This is a genomic window from Streptomyces sp. 2-1, assembly GCF_048564895.1.
GTDB classification, from domain to species: domain Bacteria; phylum Actinomycetota; class Actinomycetes; order Streptomycetales; family Streptomycetaceae; genus Streptomyces; species Streptomyces phaeochromogenes.
Map to the genome: position 1 here is coordinate 6,781,891 of NZ_CP183383.1, position 19,979 is coordinate 6,801,869.

A 19,979-nucleotide genomic window follows, 5' to 3' on the forward strand; every position below is an offset into this window, starting at 1 on the left:
TCCCTGGGTGGGGGCCGGTCCTTAGTCTGACCCTGTCAAGAGCATTGCGGGGAAACGTGAATCAGATGCAGGGCCTGCTGTTGTCCGGGCGCTACCGGCTCGTCGACTCCATCGGCAGTGGCGGCATGGGCCGGGTGTGGCGTGCGCACGACGAGGTGCTGCACCGGGCCGTCGCCATCAAGGAGTTGACGGCCGCGCTCTACGTGGCGGACAGCGACCAGCCCGTGCTCCTCGCCCGGACCCGGGCCGAGGCGCGCGCCGCCGCGCGGATCAACCACTCGGCCGTCGTCACCGTGCACGACGTGCTGGAGCACGACGGCCGCCCGTGGATCGTGATGGAGCTGGTCGAGGGTCACTCGCTCGCCGACGCGGTCAAGGAGTCCGGGCGCGTCGAGCCCCGGGAGGCCGCGCGGGTCGGGCTCTGGGTGCTGCGCGCGCTGCGGGCCGCGCACGCCGCGGGCGTACTGCACCGCGACGTCAAGCCCGGCAACGTACTGCTCTCCAACGACCGGCGCGTCCTGCTCACCGACTTCGGGATCGCGCAGGTCGAGGGCGACACGACGATCACGCGCACCGGGGAGATCGTCGGCTCGGTCGACTATCTGGCGCCGGAGCGCGTACGCGGCCACGATCCGGGTCCGTCCTCCGATCTGTGGGCGCTCGGCGCGACGCTCTACACGGCGGTCGAGGGGAGGTCTCCGTTCCGGCGGACGACCCCGCTGACCACCATGCAGGCCGTGGTCGGCGAGGAGCCCGAGGAGCTGACGCACGCCGGCCCGCTCGCGCCCGTCATCGCCGCGCTGCTGCGCAAGGATCCCGCCGAGCGGCCCGGTCCTGAGGAGGCCGAGCAGATGCTCGCCGAGGCCGCGGAGGGGCGCGCACCGAGTTCGGCGCAGGCCTATGTGCCCACGGAACATGTGGCCACCTCACACGAGTCCGGTGAGTCCCCTCAGGCTCCCGAGTCGTCCGTGCCCCAGGGCATGTACGGGCCGGCCCATGCCGCTTACGGGCCGCAGGGCTCGTACGGCGGCCCGCAGGGTGTGCACGGGACCCAGGGAGGACCGGGCACTCCCGGCGCTTCCGGCGGCCATGCCGCCTACGGCAGCCACGGCATGCACGACACCTACGGCAGCCAGGGCCGTCCCGCGCCCGACTCCGTCGCCACCATGAACCAGCCGGCGGTCGCAGGGACGCAGCGCCGCAAGGTCAGCACGCTCGTCCTCGTCGTCATTCTGGCCGCGCTCGTGGGCGGCGGAGGCGTCGCGGCGCTGCTGTACGCGGACGGGTGGGGCAACAGCAGCAACTCCGAGTCCTCGTCCGACCCGTCCTCCTCCGCCCCGTCGCCCTCGGCGAGTGCGACGGACGACGGGAAGGGCAACCAGACCCCGGGCACCGGTACCGGCGGTGTGCCGGACGGCTGGGAGCGCGTCGAAGACCCACAGGGTTTCAGCCTTGTCCTGCCCAAGGGCTGGAAGCGCCAGACCGAGAACACCCAGGTCGACTACACGCCCGACAACGGCGAGCACTTCGTCCGCATCGCCGTCGACGACTCCCCGGACTTCGACACCCCGTACACGCATCTGCTCGACCTGGAGGAGCAGTTGGGGCGGCTGCAGGACTATCGGCGGGTCGGTCTGGAGGAGAACACCTTCCGTGACCGGCCGGGCGCGCTCTGGGACTTCACCTGGACCGCGCTGGCGAAGGACACGGAGTTCCCCGGCCCGCGCCGAGCCAGCGAGCAGGCGTATCTCAGCCGTGAAGGCGTCGAGTACGTGATCTACATGTCCGCGCCGGCGGCCGACTGGGCCACCGCGAAGGAACAGTTCGACACGATCCTGCGCAGCTGGCGGCCCCCGGGCGCCCAGTGACCCCGTACGCCCCGTAGGTACGGCCGGCCCGGCAGGTGACCGCGTACGTCGCTTGTCGGCCACCCGCGCGTCAGCGCCCCGGAAGGCCTTCGTCCGGTGCGGCATGATGGGGCGCATGGTGACCGAGGGGGACAACGTCCGTGTCATCGCGGGCCGTTACCGGCTGGAGGCCAGACTCGGCCGGGGCGGTATGGGCGTCGTATGGCGGGCCACGGACCAGTTGCTCGGCAGGCAGGTCGCGGTCAAGGAACTCGTCCTCGACACCTCGCTCTCGGCGGAGGAGTCCCGGCTGCAGCGCGAGCGGACCCTGCGCGAGGCGCGGGCGATCGCCCAGTTGCGGGACCCGCACATCATCGTCGTGCACGACGTCGTCGAGCAGGACGAACGCCCCTGCATCGTCATGGAGTTGATCGAAGGTGGCTCGCTCGCCGAGCGGATCTCCCGGAGCGGGCCCGTGGACGCGGCCGAGGCGGCCCGGATGGGGATCGACCTGCTCGGCGCGCTGCGCAAGGCGCACGGCGCGGGCGTGCTGCACCGGGACCTGAAGCCCGCGAACGTGCTCCTCACCGCGGAGGGCCGTGTCGTCCTCACCGACTTCGGGATCGCCCAGGTCGCGGGATCGACGACGCTCACCGAGAACGGGTCGTTCGTGGGCTCGCCCGAGTACACCGCGCCCGAGCGGATGTCCGGGGCGAGGACCGGGCCCGAGTCCGACCTGTGGTCGCTCGGCGCGCTGCTCTGCACGGCCCTGAGCGGCGAATCGCCGTTCCACCGCGACTCGTTGGGCGGAGTCCTGCACGCGGTCGTGATCGACGAGATACACCCGCCCGAGGCCGCCGCGCCCCTGCTTCCCGTCGTACGGGGCCTGCTCGAGCGCGATCCCGAGCGCAGGCTCGACGCGGTGGAGGCGGAGCGGCTGCTGCGGGTGTTTCTCGACACGGGCCGGATGCCGCCGGTGCCGCCCGGCTACAGACCGACCCGGCGGGACGCGCCGAGACCGCAGCCGCAGCCACCTCACGCGCCGTCGTCCGAGTCGGACCCGCCCGTGACATCGCCGATGAGGTCCGTCGCCTCCTCGCGCTCCGCCACGCGGAACGTGCTGATCGCGGTCGCGCTCGTCGCCGCGATGGCGGTGGCGGGCGTGTCGGCAGCCGCGCTGCTGATGAACGGCGACGGGGGCGACGGGCCCTTGTCGCCCACGAGTTCCGCGCCCTCGTCCCGGGCGACGACCACCGCTACGACCACCGCCACGATCACTTCGACGACCGGCCCGACGGCGAGCGCGCCCACGAGCCCCGCCACGAGCCCGGCCACCACGAGTCCCGCGCCCCCGAGCGCCGCGCCCACCGGCACGGTGACCCGCCCGGGATCCGGCGGAGCCGCCCCCTCGGGCACGTGAGCCGAGTGGCTCCGTAAAAGGAACAAAAGCGACGCCGCGCGTCACGGGTCTGTGACTGGAAAGCGCCCAGGGTGGCTCCCGAACCGCTTGCCGCGATAGGGATGAACCTATGAGCAACAACGGGGGAGCCCCTTACGGACCCGACGAACCAACGAGTTTCGGCCTGCAACCGCCGCGGCCTCCCGTCGCCGTGCCGCACCCCGGGAACCCGTACGCCGCGCCCACCCAGGTCGTGCCCGACCAGCAGGCGCCGCAGGAGCCGGGCACCGGTCGGCTCATCGCGGGCCGTTACCGGCTGCTCGGCAAGCTCGGGCACGGCGGTATGGGCACCGTGTGGCGGGCGAAGGACGAGACGGTGGACCGGGAGGTCGCCGTCAAGGAGCCGCGCGTACCGGATCACCTTCCCGAACGCGAACGGGCCAACGTCTCCGAGCGAATGCGCCGCGAGGCGCGCGCCGCGGCCCGGCTCGACCACCCGGCCGTCGTGAACGTCCACGATGTCGCGGTCGTGGACGGCCAGCCGTGGATCGTCATGGAGCTCGTACGGGGACGGTCGCTCGGTGACGCCCTCCAGGAGGGCACGATCGGGGCGCGCGAGGCGGCGAGAATCGGCCTGGAGGTGCTCGGCGCGCTGGAGTCCGCGCACGCGGCGGGCATCCTGCACCGCGACGTCAAGCCCGACAACGTCATGCTCGGCACGGGCGACCGGGTCGTCCTCACCGACTTCGGCATCGCCCAGATCGAGGGCGAGACGAACCTGACCGACACCGGCGGCTTCGTCGGCTCGCCCGAATACATCGCGCCGGAGCGGGTGTTGGGGCAGCGCCCGGGTCCGGCCTCGGACCTCTGGTCCCTGGGTGTGGTCCTGTACGCGGCCACGGAGGGCGTGTCGCCGTTCCGCCGCACCAACACGCCCGCGACGCTCCAGTCCGTCCTCAACGCCACGCCGGCCGCGCCCAACGCGGCCACCGGACCGCTGGCCGACGCCATCAACGGCCTCCTCGACAAGGACCCGGCCCGCCGCCCGGACGCCGCGCGGGTGCGCGCGCTCCTGGAGCAGGCCGCGCGTCCGCCCGAGCCCGCGCCCACGCAGGTCGTACGGATGGCGGAGCCCGGCGGCAGCTCGTTCCGTGTCGGCCGCAAGGGGTGGGCCGGGATCGGAGCCGTCGTCGTCGCGGCCGCGCTGGCGGCCTACCTGGTGGTCGCGGACCCGTTCGCGGGGCCACTGCCCGACAACTGGGACAAGAAGGACCTGAAGGCCCTGGGTGCGACGATGGCGGTGCCGGACGGCTACCGGAAGACCGTGCCCAAGCCCGACGCGGCGAAGGACGAACACTGGGTCCAGTTCACCGACTTGAGCGGCAGCCTCTGGATCAGCCTCACCCTGGCCAAGAAGACCGAGGACACCAGCGGCGAAATCGCCGGGTCGGCGGCGGCCGAGATGTACGACGACGACGCGAGCTACCGGCAGAGCGGCAGCTACGGCATGGACATGGACTCCGAGCCCGCTCCCAAGAGCAAGCCCGATACGACGACGTACAAGGACCGGAAAGCGGCCCTCAACACCATCACCTACCGGACCACGGACACCGAGGCGCCCCTTCCGCGCGAGATGCAGGTCCTCTACTACAAGACCAAGTCCGGCGACATGTACAAGCTCATGATCGGTTACCCGGGCGAGGGCGACTTCACCGAGCGCGGGCGCGAGGTCGCGAAGACGGCGATCGCGAACCTGGACATCGACACGCTCTGAGCACGCCGCGCCGGGGAGGCGCTCAGGCTCACGCGGCGAGTCGGCGACGGCATACGGCGAGTCGGTGACGGCATACGGCGAGTCGGTGACGGCATACGGCCCGGTGTTGTGCGGGAACCCCCGTGGTAGCGTCGGTATACAAACTGTATGCGATGTCTTGGGGGTTGCCGTGGCGTCCGGTCGGGAGAAGGCCTACGCGTATCTCAAGGACACGGTGCTGACGGACCCCGAGATGCAGGGGGCCTTCGTGTCGGAGCAGGAGCTCGCCGATCGTATCGGCGTCTCCCGCACCCCGATCCGGGAGGCGCTGCTGCTGCTCGCCGCGGAGGACCTGGTCGAGCTCGTGCCCAAGCGCGGTGCCCGGGTGGCACCGCTGACGGGGCGGGAGGTGCGCGAGCTGATGGAGCTGCGCGGCCTCGTCGAGCGGTACGCGGCCGAGCGGCTCGTCGCGGCCGGGCGGGTGCCCCTGGAGGAGCTGCGCGCCCTGCTGGAACAGCAGCGCGCGCTCACCGGCGCCGAGGAGACCCGGGAGTTCATCGCCGTGGACCACCGGTTCCACGCGTCCCTGGTCTCGGCCGTCGGCAACACCCTGCTGGACCGGCACTACGACGGCCTGCGCAGCCGCCAGGTACGCGCCGGAGTGGTCGCCGTCTTCAACCAGCAGGGACGGCAGAAGGCCGTGCTCGACGAGCACGAGGCCATCGTGGACGCCCTCGCCGCCGGTGACGCGCCGGCCGCCTGCGCGGCCATCGACCACCACCTGGAGTCGACCCTCAAGGTGCTCCTCGACGGCTGAGCCCCCGCCGCCGGGGAACGCTCCCGTGCCCGCCCGGATCAGGGGTACGTGATCACGAGCATCGTCACGCCGTCCGGCGAGGTCCAGGGCCCGTGCGGCATGCCCGGGGGACGGCAGGCGTACATGCCCGCGGTGAAGGTGCGCTCCAGCGTCAGGTCGTACATCGCACCCTCGACGAGATAGACCTCCTCCCACACGTCGTGCCGGGCCACGCCTCCGGCCGAGGTGTCGGTGCCGGGAGCCCAGCGGACGAGCGCGGTGCGCCGGCCGCTCTCGGGGTCCTCGGCCAGCACGCACTCCTCGACGCCGGGTCCGGCACCGGCCGGGGCGAGCCAGGGCCCGTCGGGCCGGTGGAACTCCAGCTCGGGCCCGCTCATCGCCACACCTCGGGTCGCCGGTTCGCCAGTACGGACGTCTTCTCGCGGACCGCGCCGACCTCCTCGACGTCCAGGTCCGTGACCAGCAGCTCCGGATCGGCGCCGAGAGAGGCTCGTACGGTCCCGTCGGGGCCGACCAGCAGGCTGTGTCCGATGCCGGTCGGCGCGGGGCCCGGAGGGGTGCCGGGGTCGGCCTGGCCGACGGCGGCGACCCAGACGGTGGCGTCCAGCGCGCGGGCCCGCACCAGCAGCTGCCACTGGTCGAGCTTGCCGGGGCCGGCTCCCCAGGAGGCCGCCAGCAGGGTGCCCACCGCCCCGGCGTCGGCGTGCGCCCGGAACAGCTCGGGGAAGCGGACGTCGTAGCAGGTGGCAAGGCCCAGCCGGACGCCGTCCACGTCGATCACTGCGGGGCGGGAGCCCGGGGCGACCGTCTCGGACTCGCGGAAGCCGAAGGCGTCGTACAGGTGGATCTTGTCGTACGACTCCTCGACGCCGGGGCCGGTGGCCAGCAGGGTGTTGGCCACCCGGCCCTCGTCGGCCGGGGTGAACATGCCGGCCACGACGACCGTGCCGGTCGCGCGGGCGATCTCGCGTACGCCGTCGGCCCACGGCCCGTCGAGGGGCTGGGCGAGCGGGGCCAGCGGCGTGCCGAAGCAGGCCATCGACGCCTCCGGGAAGACGACGACGCGGGCTCCGGCGTCCGCGGCGCGGCGCGTCCACTCCTCGACGAGGCGCAGGTTCTTGTCGGGGTCGGGGCCGGTGGTGAGCTGGCCGATGGCGATCCGCATGGGGCGGTGCCTCCTTGTCCGGTGGGGGCGTGTGGCTGTTGTCAGCGGGGCAGGGGTACGTCCGCCGCGGCCGGGGGCTTCCGCGCGGCGAGCTCCGCGTCCTCGTCGACGGCGGCCTCGGGATTGCGGCCCAGCAGGACGCCCACCAGGGAGACCGCGCAGGCGAGAGCAATGTAGACGGCCAGCGGTACCCAGCTGTCGTAGGCACTCAGCAGGGTGGTGAACAGCAGCGGGGCGATGGCGCCGCCGATGATCCCGGCCAGGGTGTAGGCCAGCGAGGAGCCGGTGTAGCGCAGCCGGGGCGAGAACTGCTCGGCGATGAAGGCGGCCTGCGGTCCGTAGAGGCAGCAGTGGATCACCAGGGCGACGAGGACTCCGGCGGCGAGCGGCAGCCAGGAGCCGCCGTTGGCCATCGGGAAGAACACGAACGGCCACACCGCGGCGGCCACCGCGGCGACGCCGTACAGCAGGCGCCGGTTGACGCGGTCGGAGAGCGCGCCGGCCAGCGGCATCAGGAAGACCTGGACCGAGGAGCCGATGAGGACGGCCGCGAGGGCGGAGCCGCGCGACATGTCGAGCTCCTGGGTGGCGTACGTCAGCACGAACACGGTGAACATCGCGTACAGCACGTCGGGGCCGACCCGGCACAGGATCGCGGCGGTCAGGGCGCGGGGCTGGGTGGTGAAGACCTCGCGGATGGGGGCCTCGGGGCGGGACTTCTCGGCCTCCATCGCCTTGAAGACCGGGGTCTCCTCCAGCTTGGCCCGGATCCACAGGCCGAAGGCGACCAGGACGCCGGACAGCAGGAAGGCCACACGCCAGCCCCACGACTCGAACTGCGCCTCGGTGAGCAGGGCGCCGAGGGCGGCGAGCACACCGTTGGCGAGCAGGTTGCCCGCGGGCGGGCCCACCTGTGCGGCGGAGGCGTAGAAGCCCCGGCGGCGCGGGTCGCCGAACTCGCTGGACAGCAGCACGGCGCCGCCCCATTCGCCGCCGACGCCGACGCCCTGGGCGAAGCGCAGCACGACCAGCGCGATGGGCGCGGCCACACCGATCGTTCCGTAGGCGGGCAGCAGACCGATCAGGAAGGTCGCCACGCCGATCAGCACAAGCGTGGCGATCAGCACCTTCTTGCGGCCGATCACATCACCGAGGCGGCCGAAGACGAATCCGCCGAGGGGGCGGGAGACGTAGCCGACCGCGTAGGTGGAGAACGCCAGGAGCGTGCCGGTGAGCGGGTCCTCCGACGGGAAGAACAGATCACCGAAGACCAGGGCCGCGGCGGCGGAGTAGACGGCGAAGTCGTACCACTCCAGGGCGGTGCCGGTGAGGCTCGCGACGAAGGCGCGGCGGACGCCGGAGCGCTTCTCCGCGGCCCCGGCGTCGCTCTTCGGGGTGTCGTGCATGGTGCCCATCCTTGCTCGGGGACATCGACCTTCCGGCATACTTCTTGTATACAGGTCGTATGCGCAACCCCTGCGCCGGAAGTTAACCGCGGAGAAATCAGGATCCGCAGACCGTTCCAAGATCCCTGGGAGTGCCCTCATGGCCGTGCTGACCTTCGAACTGCCCGACGGATCGACGCGCGAGGTCGATGTCGTCCAGGTCCTCAACGCCGGGTACGCCGGTCGCAGCCAGGACGACGTCGCCGCGCACGTGGCGGAGCTCGCCGAGCTGGGCGTGCCGGGACCGTCCGTGACGCCGGCGCTCTACCCGGTCTCCCCGTACCTCGCCCAGCAGACCGAGCGGGTCGCGGTGCAGCACGGCCGCACCTCCGGCGAGGCGGAGTGGGCGCTGGTCGTCGCCCAGGGCGGGGAGCTGCTGCTGACCGCGGCATGCGACCACACCGACCGCGATCTGGAGGTGCACGGGGTGGCGTGGAGCAAGAACGCGAGCCCCGACGTCCTCGCCCGCCGCGCCTGGCGGCTGGCCGACGTGGAGTCCCGCATCGACGAGATCACCCTGCGCGCCTGGGTCAGCCACGACGGCGCCGAGACCGAGATCCAGACCGGGACGCTCGCCGAACTCCTCACGCCGGGCTACTGGGTCGACGTCCTGCGGTCCCGCGGCGAGCTGACGCCCGGGACGGTCCTGATCTCCGGCACCATCCCGATGGCTCCCGGCGTCGACCAGTTCGCCGACGGCTGGCGCGTCGAACTGTCCGACCCGGCCGGCGGCGACACCATCGCCCTCGCCTACGACGTCCGGCCCATGCCGCAGCCCATCGGCTGACGCGTCGACCACGGGAGGGCGGGCCGGTGACTCCGGCCCGCCCTCCTCATGCGTGCTGCCTGTCGGGGCTGCCTATGGACGCAGCCCCGACAGCCCTCGCCTCAACAGCCCTCGCCTCAGCCGAGCTTCGCCGTCTGCGCCTTGATCAGATCGGCCGGTACGTCGTAGTCGGAGACCTTCGCGTCGTCGGCGAACGCCGCCATGCTGATCGAGTAGTACGTGGCGATCGTGCTCCCGTGCCGCGCGACCTCCGCGTGCACGACCGGGCTGCCCTCGGAGTCCGCGGTCACCGCGAACGCCAGCGACTCGTCGCCGTTCCCGGAGGCCTTCTCCGCCTCGACCTTCTTGAACTTCTGGGGCTCGTCCTTGGCCGTGGCCGTGAAGCCGCCGCCGCAGCCCTCGATCGCGGCGGAGAGCGAGGACATGGTCTCCTTCGCACCGTCGCCCTCGTACGAGGACAGCGCGACGAGGGTGACGGTCGAACCGAGGGCGTCGGTGATCGAGTTCATCGCGTCCTCCATCTCCTCCTCCGTCATGTCCTCCAGGTCCTTGGTGGGGGACGCGCTCGCCTTGGCCGTCGGGTCCTCCTGGGCCATGCGGTTGACGGCCGCGGCCGAGTCGCCCGGCGCGAAGCCGGTGAGGACGTACGCGACGGGCTTGCACTTCTCGACGTCGACCTTGATCTCCTCCTTGGAGGAGGCGAACTGGTCGGACTGGTCGGCCGGGCCGACCTTGAAGCCCTTGACGTCTGCCGTCGCGATGATGAGCTTCTCCAGCTCACCCTTGGCGAGGGTCTTCGCCGCCGCGGCCTGATCCTTGCCCGCGGCCTTGTCGTCCTTGCCCGATACGGAGTCGGAACCGCTGTCGGAGCAGCCGGTCACCAGGGCGAGCGAGAGGACGGACACAACGGCTGCGGCGCCGGGACGCGGCAGCGCGAGTCTCTTCATTATTCGAATGTTCCTTCGGTGGTATTGCGTTGAAGCTGGGAGTCTGAGGGCGGGTCAAGAAAACGTCAAGCCGGTTCCGGAACGGCATACTGCTCAGCACCGACGGACAACAGGGACGACAGCCGCCGACCCTCCCCGCGGCTTTCCTGTGGAGAGAGGTGACGGGCGTGGGCCTGGATCTCGACGTGCGTGCGCACGCACGCCAGCGGTGGGCGGCGCGCGGTGCCCTGGCGGCCGCCGGCCTCGCCGTACTGCTGCCGATCGGGTTCGCCGGGGCCGCGAGCGTGCTGCTCGTGGTGATCGGGGTGCTCGGTACGGCGATCACGGTCGCCGCGCTCTGGTGGGTACTTACCCTCCGGGGACCGGCCAGGGGCGCGGCCGGGGTGCTCGCCCTCGCGACGCCCGCCGCGGTCGTCTGGCTCTTCGCCGTCGCGAACCTGCTGTGGGTCGTCGTGGTGTCCCTGGCGCTGTGGGGCTCCGCCGTCTGGGCCGGGAAGTTCGCGCTCAGCCTGACCAAGTCGCATGCCGTGCGCGTGTCCGAGCACCGGACCCCCGCCCCCGCCAGGCCCTTCCTCATCATGAATCCGCGCTCCGGCGGCGGAAAGGTCGAGCAGTTCGGGCTGAAGGAGAAGGCCGAGCGGCTCGGCGCGCGCGTCCATCTCCTCGACCCCGAGCAGAAGGAGGACGTCACCGAGCTCGCCCAGCGGGCCGTCGCCGACGGGGCCGACCTGCTCGGCGTCGCGGGCGGGGACGGCACACAGGCGCTGGTCGCCGCGATCGCCGCCGAGCACGACATCCCGTTCCTCGTCGTCTCCGCCGGGACCCGCAACCACTTCGCCATGGACCTCGGACTCGACCGGAACGACCCCGCCACCTGCCTCGACGCGCTCACCGACGCGGGGGTCGAGGTCCGTGTCGACCTCGGCTTCGCCGACGAGCACCCCTTCGTCAACAACGCCTCGTTCGGCGCGTACGCGGTGGTCGTGCAGAGCCCCGAGTACCGGGACGACAAGGTGCGTACGACGCTGGAACTGCTGCCGGAGCTGCTCACCCACCAGCGGGGGCCGCGGCTGACCGCCCGGATCGAGGAGCCGGGCGGGACGACCGCGGGGACTGCCGGGACCGGCGGGAGCGGCGGGAGCGGCGGGACGGATGGTGGGGCGGAGGAGGCCGGGGTGGCCGTCATCGACGCTCCCCAGGCCCTCCTCGTGAGCAACAACCCCTACCGCATGGACGATCCGGCGGGCCTCGGCTACCGCGAGCGGCTGGAGTCCGGTCTGCTCGGCGTCCTCGGCATCAAGGTGGAGAACGCGGCCGAGGCCGCCGGGCTGCTGCTGGGCGTGCACTCCACCGGGCTCACGGTGCTCACGGCCCGCGAAGTGGTCGTCGACGCCGACCTCCCCGAGGTCGAGGTCGGCGTGGACGGCGAGGCCTTCGTCCTGCCGACCCCGGTGCGGTGCCGCATCGAGCCCGGCGCGCTGCGCGTGCGCGTCCCCCGGAACCGGCCGGGCGTGCCGGAGACCAAGCCGCCGATGGACTGGCGCCGGCTGCGCAAACTCGCGGCGGCGGTGGGCCGTACGGCACTCCCCAAGCACCGGGCCCTGCCCAGGAACCAGCCTCTGCCTGAGAACCGGACCCCGCCCACCGCATGACCCACCGCATGCCCCTCCTCATGACCCACCGCAGGACATCGACAAGCTCAGGCCCCGCACGGTACTGATGGGGCATGAGCGATGACGGGGGGCGGTTGATCGGCGGCCGTTACCGGCTGGCCGAGCGCATCGGCTCCGGCGGCATGGGCACCGTATGGCGGGCCGTCGACGAACTCGTGGAGCGGGACGTCGCGGTCAAGGAGCCACGGCTGCCCGGCGATCCGCAGGACGCGGCCCACCAGCGCGCGTACAACCGACTCCAGCGGGAGGCACGCGCGGCGGCGCGCGTGGAACACCCGGCGGCCGTCGCCATCCATGACGTGGTCGTGGAGGACGGACTGCCCTGGATCGTCATGGAGTTGATCCGCGGCGAGTCCCTCCACGAGGTACTCCAGCGCGGCGCGCTCCCGCCCGCCGAGTGCGCCCGCATCGGGCTCGCCGTCGTGGGCGCGCTGAAGGCCGCGCACGCCAAGGGCATCGTGCACCGGGACGTGAAACCGGCCAACGTGCTGCTCGGACAGCACGGCCGCGTCGTGCTCACCGACTTCGGTATCGCCCACATCCAGGGCGAGGAATCCATCACGATGAGCGGGGAGTTCGTCGGCTCCCTCGAATTCATCGCACCCGAGCGGATGTCCGGCCGCGGCGCGGGTCCCGCCGCGGACCTGTGGTCCCTCGGCGTCTGCCTGTACGCGGCTGTAGAGGGCTGGTCCCCTTTCCGGCGTACGACGCTGGAGTCCACCCTCGCCGCGATCCTGTCCGGCGAGCCACCGGAACCCAAGCAGGCGGGGCCACTCGGCGCCCTGATCGTGCAGCTCCTGGCGAAGGACCCGGACGTGAGGCCGGACGCCGACGAGGTGGTCGCCGTGCTGGAGGCGGTGGCGGAACGGTGGCCGGTCGCGGCTCCGGTCGCGCAGGGAGAACTGACGATCCCTCAGGATGCCTCCGCGTTACGGGAGTTCGCGGACGATTCGGGGACCGTGCAGCTCGTCGGGCGTCCCGCCTCGGACGGGGCGCAGGAGAAGCCGAGGTCGTCGGAGAAGCCGAGGTTGCCGGAGCCGTCGGAGCCGCGTGAGCCGTCCGGGCCGCGTGAGTCGTCCGAGTCGTCCGAGGAGCCTGGCTCGCCCGCCCGCTCGGACACGGCCACTTCCTCGGAGGCAGCCACCCCCTCCGATCCCCCCGCCCCGTCGGAGGACACCCGGGCCGAGTCCATCCCCGCAGGCTCCGTACGCCCCAAGCGCAAGCGCTCCACCGCGCGCCTCGTGGCCGTAGCCCTCGCCGGTGCCCTCCTCGTCGCGGGAGGTGTCTGGGCCGGGACCTCGCTCACCGACGAGAGCGCGACCGCCGCAGGGCGCGAGCCGTCGGTGACGTCGAACCAAAGAGCCTCGAACTCGCCGACCACCAGGGACAGTTGGGTTGCCCACGAGGAGCAGGACCTGAACGCCGTTCTCTCCCTCCCCAGGCAGTACGTGCGCTTCCACGAGCAGGGCGGCCCCGACGACCAGCCCCGCATGGCCATCTACGACAACGACGACGTCGTCCAGGTCCGCCTCACCCAGTGGGACGAGGCGCCGCGCTCGCCGATGGGCCAGGCGAAGGACTCGGCCGAGACATGGGCCGGGTACGGGGAGTCGCAGACGCAGTACACGAAGACGTCCTTCCACGGGAACGAGGCCGTGCTCGTCGACACGACCTACGAGACCGAGGGCAGGATGGTCCGCGTCATGGAGCTGATGATCCTCACCGACGACAGCCGGCTGTACGAGCTGCGTGTCGACATGCCGAAGGGGACGGCGGACGAGAAAAGGGGCACGGAGGTGTTCAAGGGAGCACGCGACCGACTGGAGATCGGCGGGTCGAGGAAGTGGTCGCCACGCTCCGATTTTTCGGCCGGTCCCTGATCGTCGCCGGACAACCCCCTGATCAGGCCATTCATTGCCAGTGATCGCTGGCGCTGTGTGTGCACTCGGTGAATCCCTATTACCGCCGGGTACCCAAAGCGGCGGGCCCGGGCATACGCTGCGGGCCATGACCGACTCGCAGGCCCCGGCACAGGCCCCGGAAAAGACCGGCACCAACCCCCTCGCGCCCGCCCCCGAGGGCGCCCGCACGGCTGCTGACGTGGTCACGCCGGAGCTGATCGCACAGCTCACGCGTGGCGTGGTCGGTTCGGGCCGCACCGCCAACCACACGCCGTTCACGGGCGAGAAGCTGGCCGACCTGCCCGAGTCCACCCCCGAGGACGTGGAGCGGGCCTACGAGAAGGCCCGCGCCGCCCAGGCCGTCTGGGCCCAGACCCCGGTCAGGCAGCGCGCCGCCGTCCTCCTGCGCTTCCACGACCTGGTGCTCGCCCGCCAGGCCGAGGTGCTGGACCTCATCCAGCTGGAGACCGGCAAGGCCCGGCTGCACGCCCACGAGGAGGTGCAGGCCGTCGCCGTGGCGGCCCGCCACTACGGCCGCAAGGCCGTCTCCTACCTCAAGCCGAAGCGCCACGCGGGCGCCGTGCCGACCCTCACCAAGGTCACCGAGCTGCGCCACCCCCGGGGCGTCGTCGGCCAGATCGCCCCCTGGAACTACCCGCTGGAACTCTCCGTCGGTGACGCGATCCCCGCCTTCGTCGCGGGCAACGCCGTCGTGATGAAGCCCGACACCGAGACCTGCCTCACCGCCCTGTGGGCCCGCGACCTGCTGATCGAGGCGGGCCTGCCGGCCGACGTCTTCCAGGTCGTCCTGGGCGAGGGACCGGTCGTCGGCCCGGAGGTCGTCAAGCGCGCCGACTACGTCTCGTTCACCGGCTCCACCCGCACGGGCCGCGAGGTCGCCCAGAGCGCGGCTGCCCGCCTGGTCGGGGTCTCCCTCGAACTCGGCGGCAAGAACGCCATGCTGGTCCTGGAGGACGCCGACATCGACAAGGCGGCGGCCGGCGCGGTCCGCGCCTGCTTCTCGTCCGCGGGCCAACTCTGCATCTCCATCGAGCGGTTGTACGTCCACGAGTCGATCGCGGACGCCTTCGTGGAGCGGTTCGCCACGCGCACCAGGGCGATGCGGCTCGGCAAGTCCCTCTCGTACGGCGCCGAGATGGGCTCGCTGGTCGGCGAGCGCCAGCTGGAGACGGTGACCCGGCACGTCGAGGAGGCCGTCTCCAAGGGCGCCAAGCTCGTCGCGGGCGGTGTCGCCCGCCCGGACATCGGCCCGTACTTCTTCGAGCCCACGATCCTGGACGGCGTCGAGGCGCCGATGGCGGTCTGCAACGAGGAGACCTTCGGTCCGGTCGTCTCCATCTACCGCTTCAAGGACGAGGACGAGGCGGTCGAACTCGCCAACTCCACGCCGTACGGCCTCAACTCGTCGGTGTGGACGAAGGACGGCCGCCGCGGCGCCAAGGTCGCGGCCCGCCTGCGCACCGGCACGGTCAACGTCAACGAGGGCTACGCGCCCGCCTACGGCAGCGTTCAGTCCCCGATGGGCGGCATGAAGGACTCCGGCCTCGGCCGCCGCCACGGCTCCGAGGGCATCCTCAAGTACACCGAGGCCCAGACGGTGGCCCAGCAGCGCCTGCTGCCCATGGCCCCCTCCCTCGGCATGGACGACGAGGGCTACGCCCAGTTCATGAGCCGCAGCCTGAGGCTCATGAAGGCATTCCGGTTCCGGTAGGCGCCCCGGGGCGCGGGGCTGCATCGACATGCGGCTCCGCCGCGTGAGCGCGAACAACCACATACAACCCGCACGGACACTCAACGAGGAGCACACGTGCCTCAGGACGCTTACGACTACGACGTCATCGTCGTGGGTTCAGGATTCGGCGGCTCGGTAACGGCCCTTCGCCTGACGGAGAAGGGCTACCGCGTAGGCGTCCTGGAGGCGGGCCGCCGCTTCACCCCCGAGTCCCTCCCCAAGAACTCCTGGGACCTCAAGAACTACCTCTGGGCGCCGAAACTCGGCATGTACGGCATCCAGCGCATCCACCTCCTCGGCAACGTCATGGTCCTGGCGGGCGCAGGCGTCGGCGGCGGCTCGCTCAACTACGCCAACACCCTCTACGTACCGCCGAAGCCGTTCTTCGAGGACCCGCAGTGGAAGGACATCACCGACTGGCAGGAGGAGTTGAAGCCGTACTACGACCAGGCCCAGCGGATGCTCGGCGTACGGCTCAACCCGACCATGACCCCGTCGGACGTCCATCTCAAGGCGGCCGCCCAGCGGATGGGCGTCGGCGACACCTTCCACATGGCGCCGGTCGGTGTCTTCTTCGGTGACGGCGAGGACGCCGACGGAACCGCGAAGGCGAGCCCCGGACAACAGGTCGACGACCCGTACTTCGGCGGGGCGGGGCCGGCCCGCAAGGCATGCGCCGAGTGCGGCGAGTGCATGACGGGCTGCCGGCACGGCGCGAAGAACACCCTCAACGAGAACTACCTGTACCTCGCCGAGAAGGCGGGCGCTGTCGTCCACCCCATGACGACCGTCGTGTCGGTCACGGACGACTCGCAGGGCGGCTACGCCGTCGCGACGCTCCCCACGGACGAGAAACGCAAGGGCGAGGGCCGGACCTTCAAGGCCCGCCGGGTCGTCCTCGCCGCCGGTACGTACGGCACACAGACCCTGCTGCACCGTATGAAGTCGAGTGGCCAACTCCCGTACCTGTCGGGCAGGCTGGGCGAGCTGACCCGTACCAACTCCGAGGCCCTGGTCGGCGCGCAGACCGACAACCGCCGCTACCGGAAGGCCACCGGCGAGGCGAAGGTCGACTTCACGCGCGGAGTCGCGATCACCTCGTCGGTCCACCCGGACGAGAACACCCACATCGAGCCCGTCCGCTACGGCAGGGGCTCCAACTCGATGGGCAGTCTGTCGATCCTCCAAGTCCCTTACACCGAGGGCTCGTCGAGGGTGCTGGGCTGGCTGGTCAACGCGGTGAAGCACCCCACCCTCGTGGCCCGCTCGCTCTCCAACCGCCGCTGGTCGGAGCGGACCATCATCGGCCTGGTGATGCAGTCCCTCGACAACTCCCTGACGACGTACCTGAAGCCGAAGGGCGCGGGCAAGGGCCTGCTGACGGCCAGGCAGGGCCACGGCGCCCCCAACCCCAAGCAGATCAAGGCCGCTTCGGAGTCCGCCTCCGCGATCGCCGCGGAGATCAACGGCTTCGCCGGCTCGAACGTCGGCGAGCTGATGGGCACCCCGCTCACCGCCCACTTCCTGGGCGGCTGCCCGATCGGCGCGTCGGCCGCCGAGGGCGTCATCGACCCGTACCACCGGCTGTACGGCCACCCCGGCATCTCGGTGGTCGACGGCGCCGCGGTCTCGGCGAACCTGGGCGTCAACCCCTCGCTGACGATCACCGCGCAGGCGGAGCGGGCGATGTCCTACTGGCCCAACAAGGGCGAGGCGGACCCGCGTCCGGCGCAGGGCACCGCGTACGAGCGTCTGAAGCCGGTCGAGCCCCTCGCCCCCGCCGTCCCCGCGGACGCCTTCGGCGCACTGCGCCTGCCGTTCCTGGGAATGCCGACGGTGCCACCGAAGAAGTAACCCCGGTCGTACTCCCCGCACTCCCTGCGGCAGACGGCCAGGAAACGACGAAGGACCTGCGCCCCCCTCCGAGCGCAGGTCCTTCGTTTCTTGCGTGAAGCGTTGGTCGCGTGAAGCGAGTTACGCCCTACGCGTCCTAGACGTCGGCAGCAGCCTTGCGGCGGCGGACGACGAACACCGCGCCGGCACCGGCGACGACGGCGGCGCCGCCGACGAGACCGATGGTCGGCAGGGCGGAGCTGGAGCCGGTCTCGGCGAGGTTGCCGGTCGGCAGCTCGGAGACGTTGCCCTGGGGCTTCTTCACCGGGTCCTTGCCGTTGTCACTCGGGTCGGCGGTGCCCGGGTCGGGGTTGGTCGAGCCGGCCTTCAGCACCTCGAAGTCGTACTGCGCCCAGCCCTCGGCGATGCAGTCCTGGCCCTTGATGTTGTCCAGGTAGGCGCCGGAGCCGAAGGAGTACGAGTCACCGGCCGGAGCGCCCTTGTCGACGCTGAAGCGCAGGTCGACCTTCTCGCTCGCCTTCGCCTTCAGGGTCTCGACGTAGAAGAAGTAGTCGCCGGCCCAGCTCTCGTCGCCGATCCGCTCCCACTTGCCGGACTCGGTGTTCTTGAACTCCAGCGTGACGTACGGGCTCAGGAACTTCGCCTCGTCGAGCTCGTAGTTCTCGATCTCGGCGTAGAAGGCGACACCCTTGAGGTCGGCCTTCGACTCGTTGGTGACGACCAGGTTGAAGTTGTGGAAGCCGTCGCCCGCGACGATCTTGCCGGGCAGACCCTTGATGTCCGCGGAGACCTTGGCGTCGCCGTAGTTCTCGTCGAGGTCCTCGCAGTACGGGACGTCCGGGTCGGTCGGGTCCTCGCTCGGCTCGGGCGTCGTGGTCGGCGACCCGGTGGGCGTCGTGGTGGTGCTCGGGGTCGGCGTGCCCGAGGGGATCTCGGTGCTCGGCGGCGTCGTCGTGGGCGTCGGGCTGGGCGTCGTCGTCTCGGTGGTGGACGGCGTCGGGCTCGGCGTCGTGGACGCGGACTCGGTCCCCGTGGGCGTGGGGTCCGTCGCGAAGGCGGCGGGAGCCGACAGCAGCGCGAGCGGAGCTATGACGGCCGTCGTGGCCGCGGCGGCCATGACACGGCGAAGCTTCATGAAGACCTCGGAGAGTCCGGCGTACCGCAGCGTTGCGGCACGAGAGGTTGGGAGGCCTCCGCGTGCGGGGTACGCGGGTACGGCCGTTGGTTCCGCAAGTGAGACCTGTGACTCCTGTAAAGGGTTGTCCCCGAACTCACAGGATTCTTATGTGGGCTGGGTCACAGCAGGCTCGGACTTGTGAACTCCCGTGCCCACGCCATAGAACTGTCCATCGTTTGTCCGTCGAGTAAGTCCGTCCAGTAATCCGTCGAGCAATTCGAAGAACACGTCGATCCGCGGGTCGATCATGGGGGAGAGGCGCGAGCGCCGTGGCCGAGAAGCCGTCGGAGAAGTCACCCGAGGAGCCCGGGAAACCCGGAGAGCCCGGGAAGTCCGGTGAGTCCATACCGGAGGACGTGTGGGCGCAGTTCGTCCAGGACAGCGAGCGGGACATCCACACGTCCGACGCGCCCAAGGAGCCCTCCGCGCGGGCCCGCATGGTGACCGAAAGGCTGCGGCAGCAGGAGGCGCGCGGCGAGCTGCCCCCGGGGTGGCGCACCGGGCCCGCCTGGCAGGAGATGAACGGGCGGGCGGCCCGGCGCCGCAAGGTGTGGACGGTCATCGGCGTCGTGCTCGCGATCGCGCTGGCCGTGGTGGCGATGAAGCCGTCCCTGCTGCCGGGTGACCTGTTCGGCACGGGCACGGACACGGACGAGGGCACGCAGTCGGCGAACCCGCTGCCCGACGAGACCGCGGCCCCGACGAACGCCCCCTCGGCCGCGCCCGGAACGCCCACGCTGGACGAGCCGTTCGCCGGCTCCCCGGCCGTGCGGTACGCCGACGGCGCGGCCGGAATCGTCCTGCCGGAGGCCAAGCCGGTCGGCGCGTTCGGCAAGGACCAGGTGGCCAAGGCCCTGGCACAGACCAAGTCGCTGCTCGTCGACACGAACCTCGACCGCAAGACCCTGCTCGGCGGTACCCCCGAGACCACGCTCGACAAGATCCTCGACCCCAAGCAGCCGGACATGATCGACGACGCGAAGTCCTGGCTCCGCAAGCCCGGCAAGGACAACGACCCGCTCTGGCTCTTCAGCCGCTTCGACCCGGACGAGGTGCGGCTCGTCGGCGACGTGGTCAAGACCCGTGGCCGTACGACCTTCAAGGCGGGCAAGGACGGTGCCGTCGTCATCCACGCCGACTACACCTTCGTCTACCCGCTGGCCCTGGCCGACCCGGACTCCACCGAGGTCTCCCGCACCATCGTCCGCCGCATCCTCGACCTGGAGCTCCTCAATCCGGCGAAGTACGAGGTCACACCGGGCAGGCTCTCGGTGAGCCGCTACGACCAGAATCTCGCCAACTCCGCCTGCGACATCTACGACGGCTTCCTGCACCCGCAGTTCGACTCGGTCGAACCCACGGGCGCCCCGCCGAGCGGGCCCACGACCGACCCGTACGACCGCAGCCAGGAGCTCGACAAGTCCGGGACGGAGGCGTGTGGGACCGTGTCCCGGACATGAG

At 71.4% G+C, this 19,979-nt stretch carries 14 protein-coding genes and 1 pseudogene; 10 read left to right on the top strand and 5 right to left on the bottom strand.

The window, feature by feature from the left end; genetic code table 11:
* Positions 1-65 precede the first annotated feature (65 nt).
* From ACN20J_RS30005 to ACN20J_RS30020, 4 genes and pseudogenes are all read left to right on the top strand, one after another.
* Positions 66-1,868 carry a serine/threonine-protein kinase gene (locus ACN20J_RS30005; protein WP_190229746.1) on the top strand — a complete coding sequence of 601 codons (1,803 nt, stop codon included), beginning with the start codon at positions 66-68 and terminating at the stop codon, positions 1,866-1,868.
* A gap of 115 nt (positions 1,869-1,983) precedes the next feature.
* A pseudogene (locus ACN20J_RS30010) lies at positions 1,984-3,261 on the top strand (serine/threonine-protein kinase); the annotation flags it as partial.
* Positions 3,262-3,376: 115 nt separating this feature from the next.
* On the top strand, positions 3,377-5,020 hold the full coding sequence (locus ACN20J_RS30015; RefSeq protein ID WP_190229527.1) for a serine/threonine-protein kinase: 1,644 nt from the start codon (positions 3,377-3,379) through the stop codon (positions 5,018-5,020).
* 169 nt (positions 5,021-5,189) lie between these two features.
* Positions 5,190-5,816: a GntR family transcriptional regulator gene (locus tag ACN20J_RS30020; RefSeq protein ID WP_189837179.1), complete on the top strand. Its 627-nt coding sequence runs from the start codon at positions 5,190-5,192 to the stop codon at positions 5,814-5,816.
* 38 nt (positions 5,817-5,854) lie between these two features.
* On the opposite strand, the gene ACN20J_RS30025 is transcribed toward ACN20J_RS30020, so the two are convergent.
* Genes ACN20J_RS30025 through ACN20J_RS30035 form a run of 3 tightly spaced genes read right to left on the bottom strand, consistent with a single transcriptional unit; the run spans position 5,855 to position 8,387 of the window.
* Positions 5,855-6,193, bottom strand: a complete 339-nt coding sequence (locus tag ACN20J_RS30025; RefSeq protein WP_189837180.1) for a cupin domain-containing protein — start codon at positions 6,191-6,193, stop codon at positions 5,855-5,857.
* A complete protein-coding gene (locus tag ACN20J_RS30030) occupies positions 6,190-6,981 on the bottom strand; it encodes a carbon-nitrogen hydrolase family protein (RefSeq protein ID WP_189837181.1) in 792 nt (263 codons plus the stop codon). Before ACN20J_RS30030 ends, ACN20J_RS30025 begins: the two co-directional genes overlap by 4 nt.
* A 41-nt stretch (positions 6,982-7,022) precedes the next feature.
* A complete protein-coding gene (locus ACN20J_RS30035; RefSeq protein WP_189837182.1) occupies positions 7,023-8,387 on the bottom strand; it encodes an MFS transporter in 1,365 nt (454 codons plus the stop codon).
* A 139-nt stretch (positions 8,388-8,526) separates the two neighbouring features.
* Here ACN20J_RS30035 and ACN20J_RS30040 point away from each other — a divergent pair, with 139 nt between their 5' ends.
* On the top strand, positions 8,527-9,213 hold the full coding sequence (locus tag ACN20J_RS30040) for a DUF2848 domain-containing protein (RefSeq protein WP_189837183.1): 687 nt from the start codon (positions 8,527-8,529) through the stop codon (positions 9,211-9,213).
* Between the two features lie 116 nt (positions 9,214-9,329).
* Here the strand turns inward: ACN20J_RS30040 and ACN20J_RS30045 are convergent, their stop codons facing one another.
* Positions 9,330-10,160, bottom strand: coding sequence for a hypothetical protein (locus tag ACN20J_RS30045; RefSeq protein ID WP_189837184.1), 831 nt, complete (start codon positions 10,158-10,160; stop codon positions 9,330-9,332).
* 167 nt (positions 10,161-10,327) lie between these two features.
* On the opposite strand from ACN20J_RS30045, the gene ACN20J_RS30050 reads away from it, so the two are divergent.
* The 4 genes from ACN20J_RS30050 to ACN20J_RS30065 all read left to right on the top strand — a co-directional run bounded on the left by ACN20J_RS30050 (position 10,328) and on the right by ACN20J_RS30065 (position 17,341).
* The gene (locus ACN20J_RS30050) at positions 10,328-11,812 is read left to right on the top strand and encodes a diacylglycerol/lipid kinase family protein (RefSeq protein WP_419667224.1); all 1,485 of its coding nucleotides are present in this window, start codon (positions 10,328-10,330) and stop codon (positions 11,810-11,812) included.
* Between the two features lie 74 nt (positions 11,813-11,886).
* The gene (locus ACN20J_RS30055) at positions 11,887-13,713 is read left to right on the top strand and encodes a protein kinase domain-containing protein (protein ID WP_419667225.1); all 1,827 of its coding nucleotides are present in this window, start codon (positions 11,887-11,889) and stop codon (positions 13,711-13,713) included.
* A 127-nt stretch (positions 13,714-13,840) separates the two neighbouring features.
* Positions 13,841-15,466 carry a succinic semialdehyde dehydrogenase gene (locus tag ACN20J_RS30060; protein WP_326759661.1) on the top strand — a complete coding sequence of 542 codons (1,626 nt, stop codon included), beginning with the start codon at positions 13,841-13,843 and terminating at the stop codon, positions 15,464-15,466.
* Positions 15,467-15,562: 96 nt separating this feature from the next.
* Positions 15,563-17,341 carry a GMC oxidoreductase gene (locus ACN20J_RS30065; RefSeq protein WP_419667226.1) on the top strand — a complete coding sequence of 593 codons (1,779 nt, stop codon included), beginning with the start codon at positions 15,563-15,565 and terminating at the stop codon, positions 17,339-17,341.
* Between the two features lie 136 nt (positions 17,342-17,477).
* Here ACN20J_RS30065 and ACN20J_RS30070 read toward each other — a convergent pair whose 3' ends face one another.
* Positions 17,478-18,476: an LAETG motif-containing sortase-dependent surface protein gene (locus ACN20J_RS30070; RefSeq protein WP_361893781.1), complete on the bottom strand. Its 999-nt coding sequence runs from the start codon at positions 18,474-18,476 to the stop codon at positions 17,478-17,480.
* 311 nt (positions 18,477-18,787) lie between these two features.
* On the opposite strand from ACN20J_RS30070, the gene ACN20J_RS30075 reads away from it, so the two are divergent.
* Positions 18,788-19,978, top strand: a complete 1,191-nt coding sequence (locus ACN20J_RS30075; RefSeq protein ID WP_259333308.1) for a hypothetical protein — start codon at positions 18,788-18,790, stop codon at positions 19,976-19,978.
* The last annotated feature ends 1 nt before the right edge of the window (position 19,979 follow it).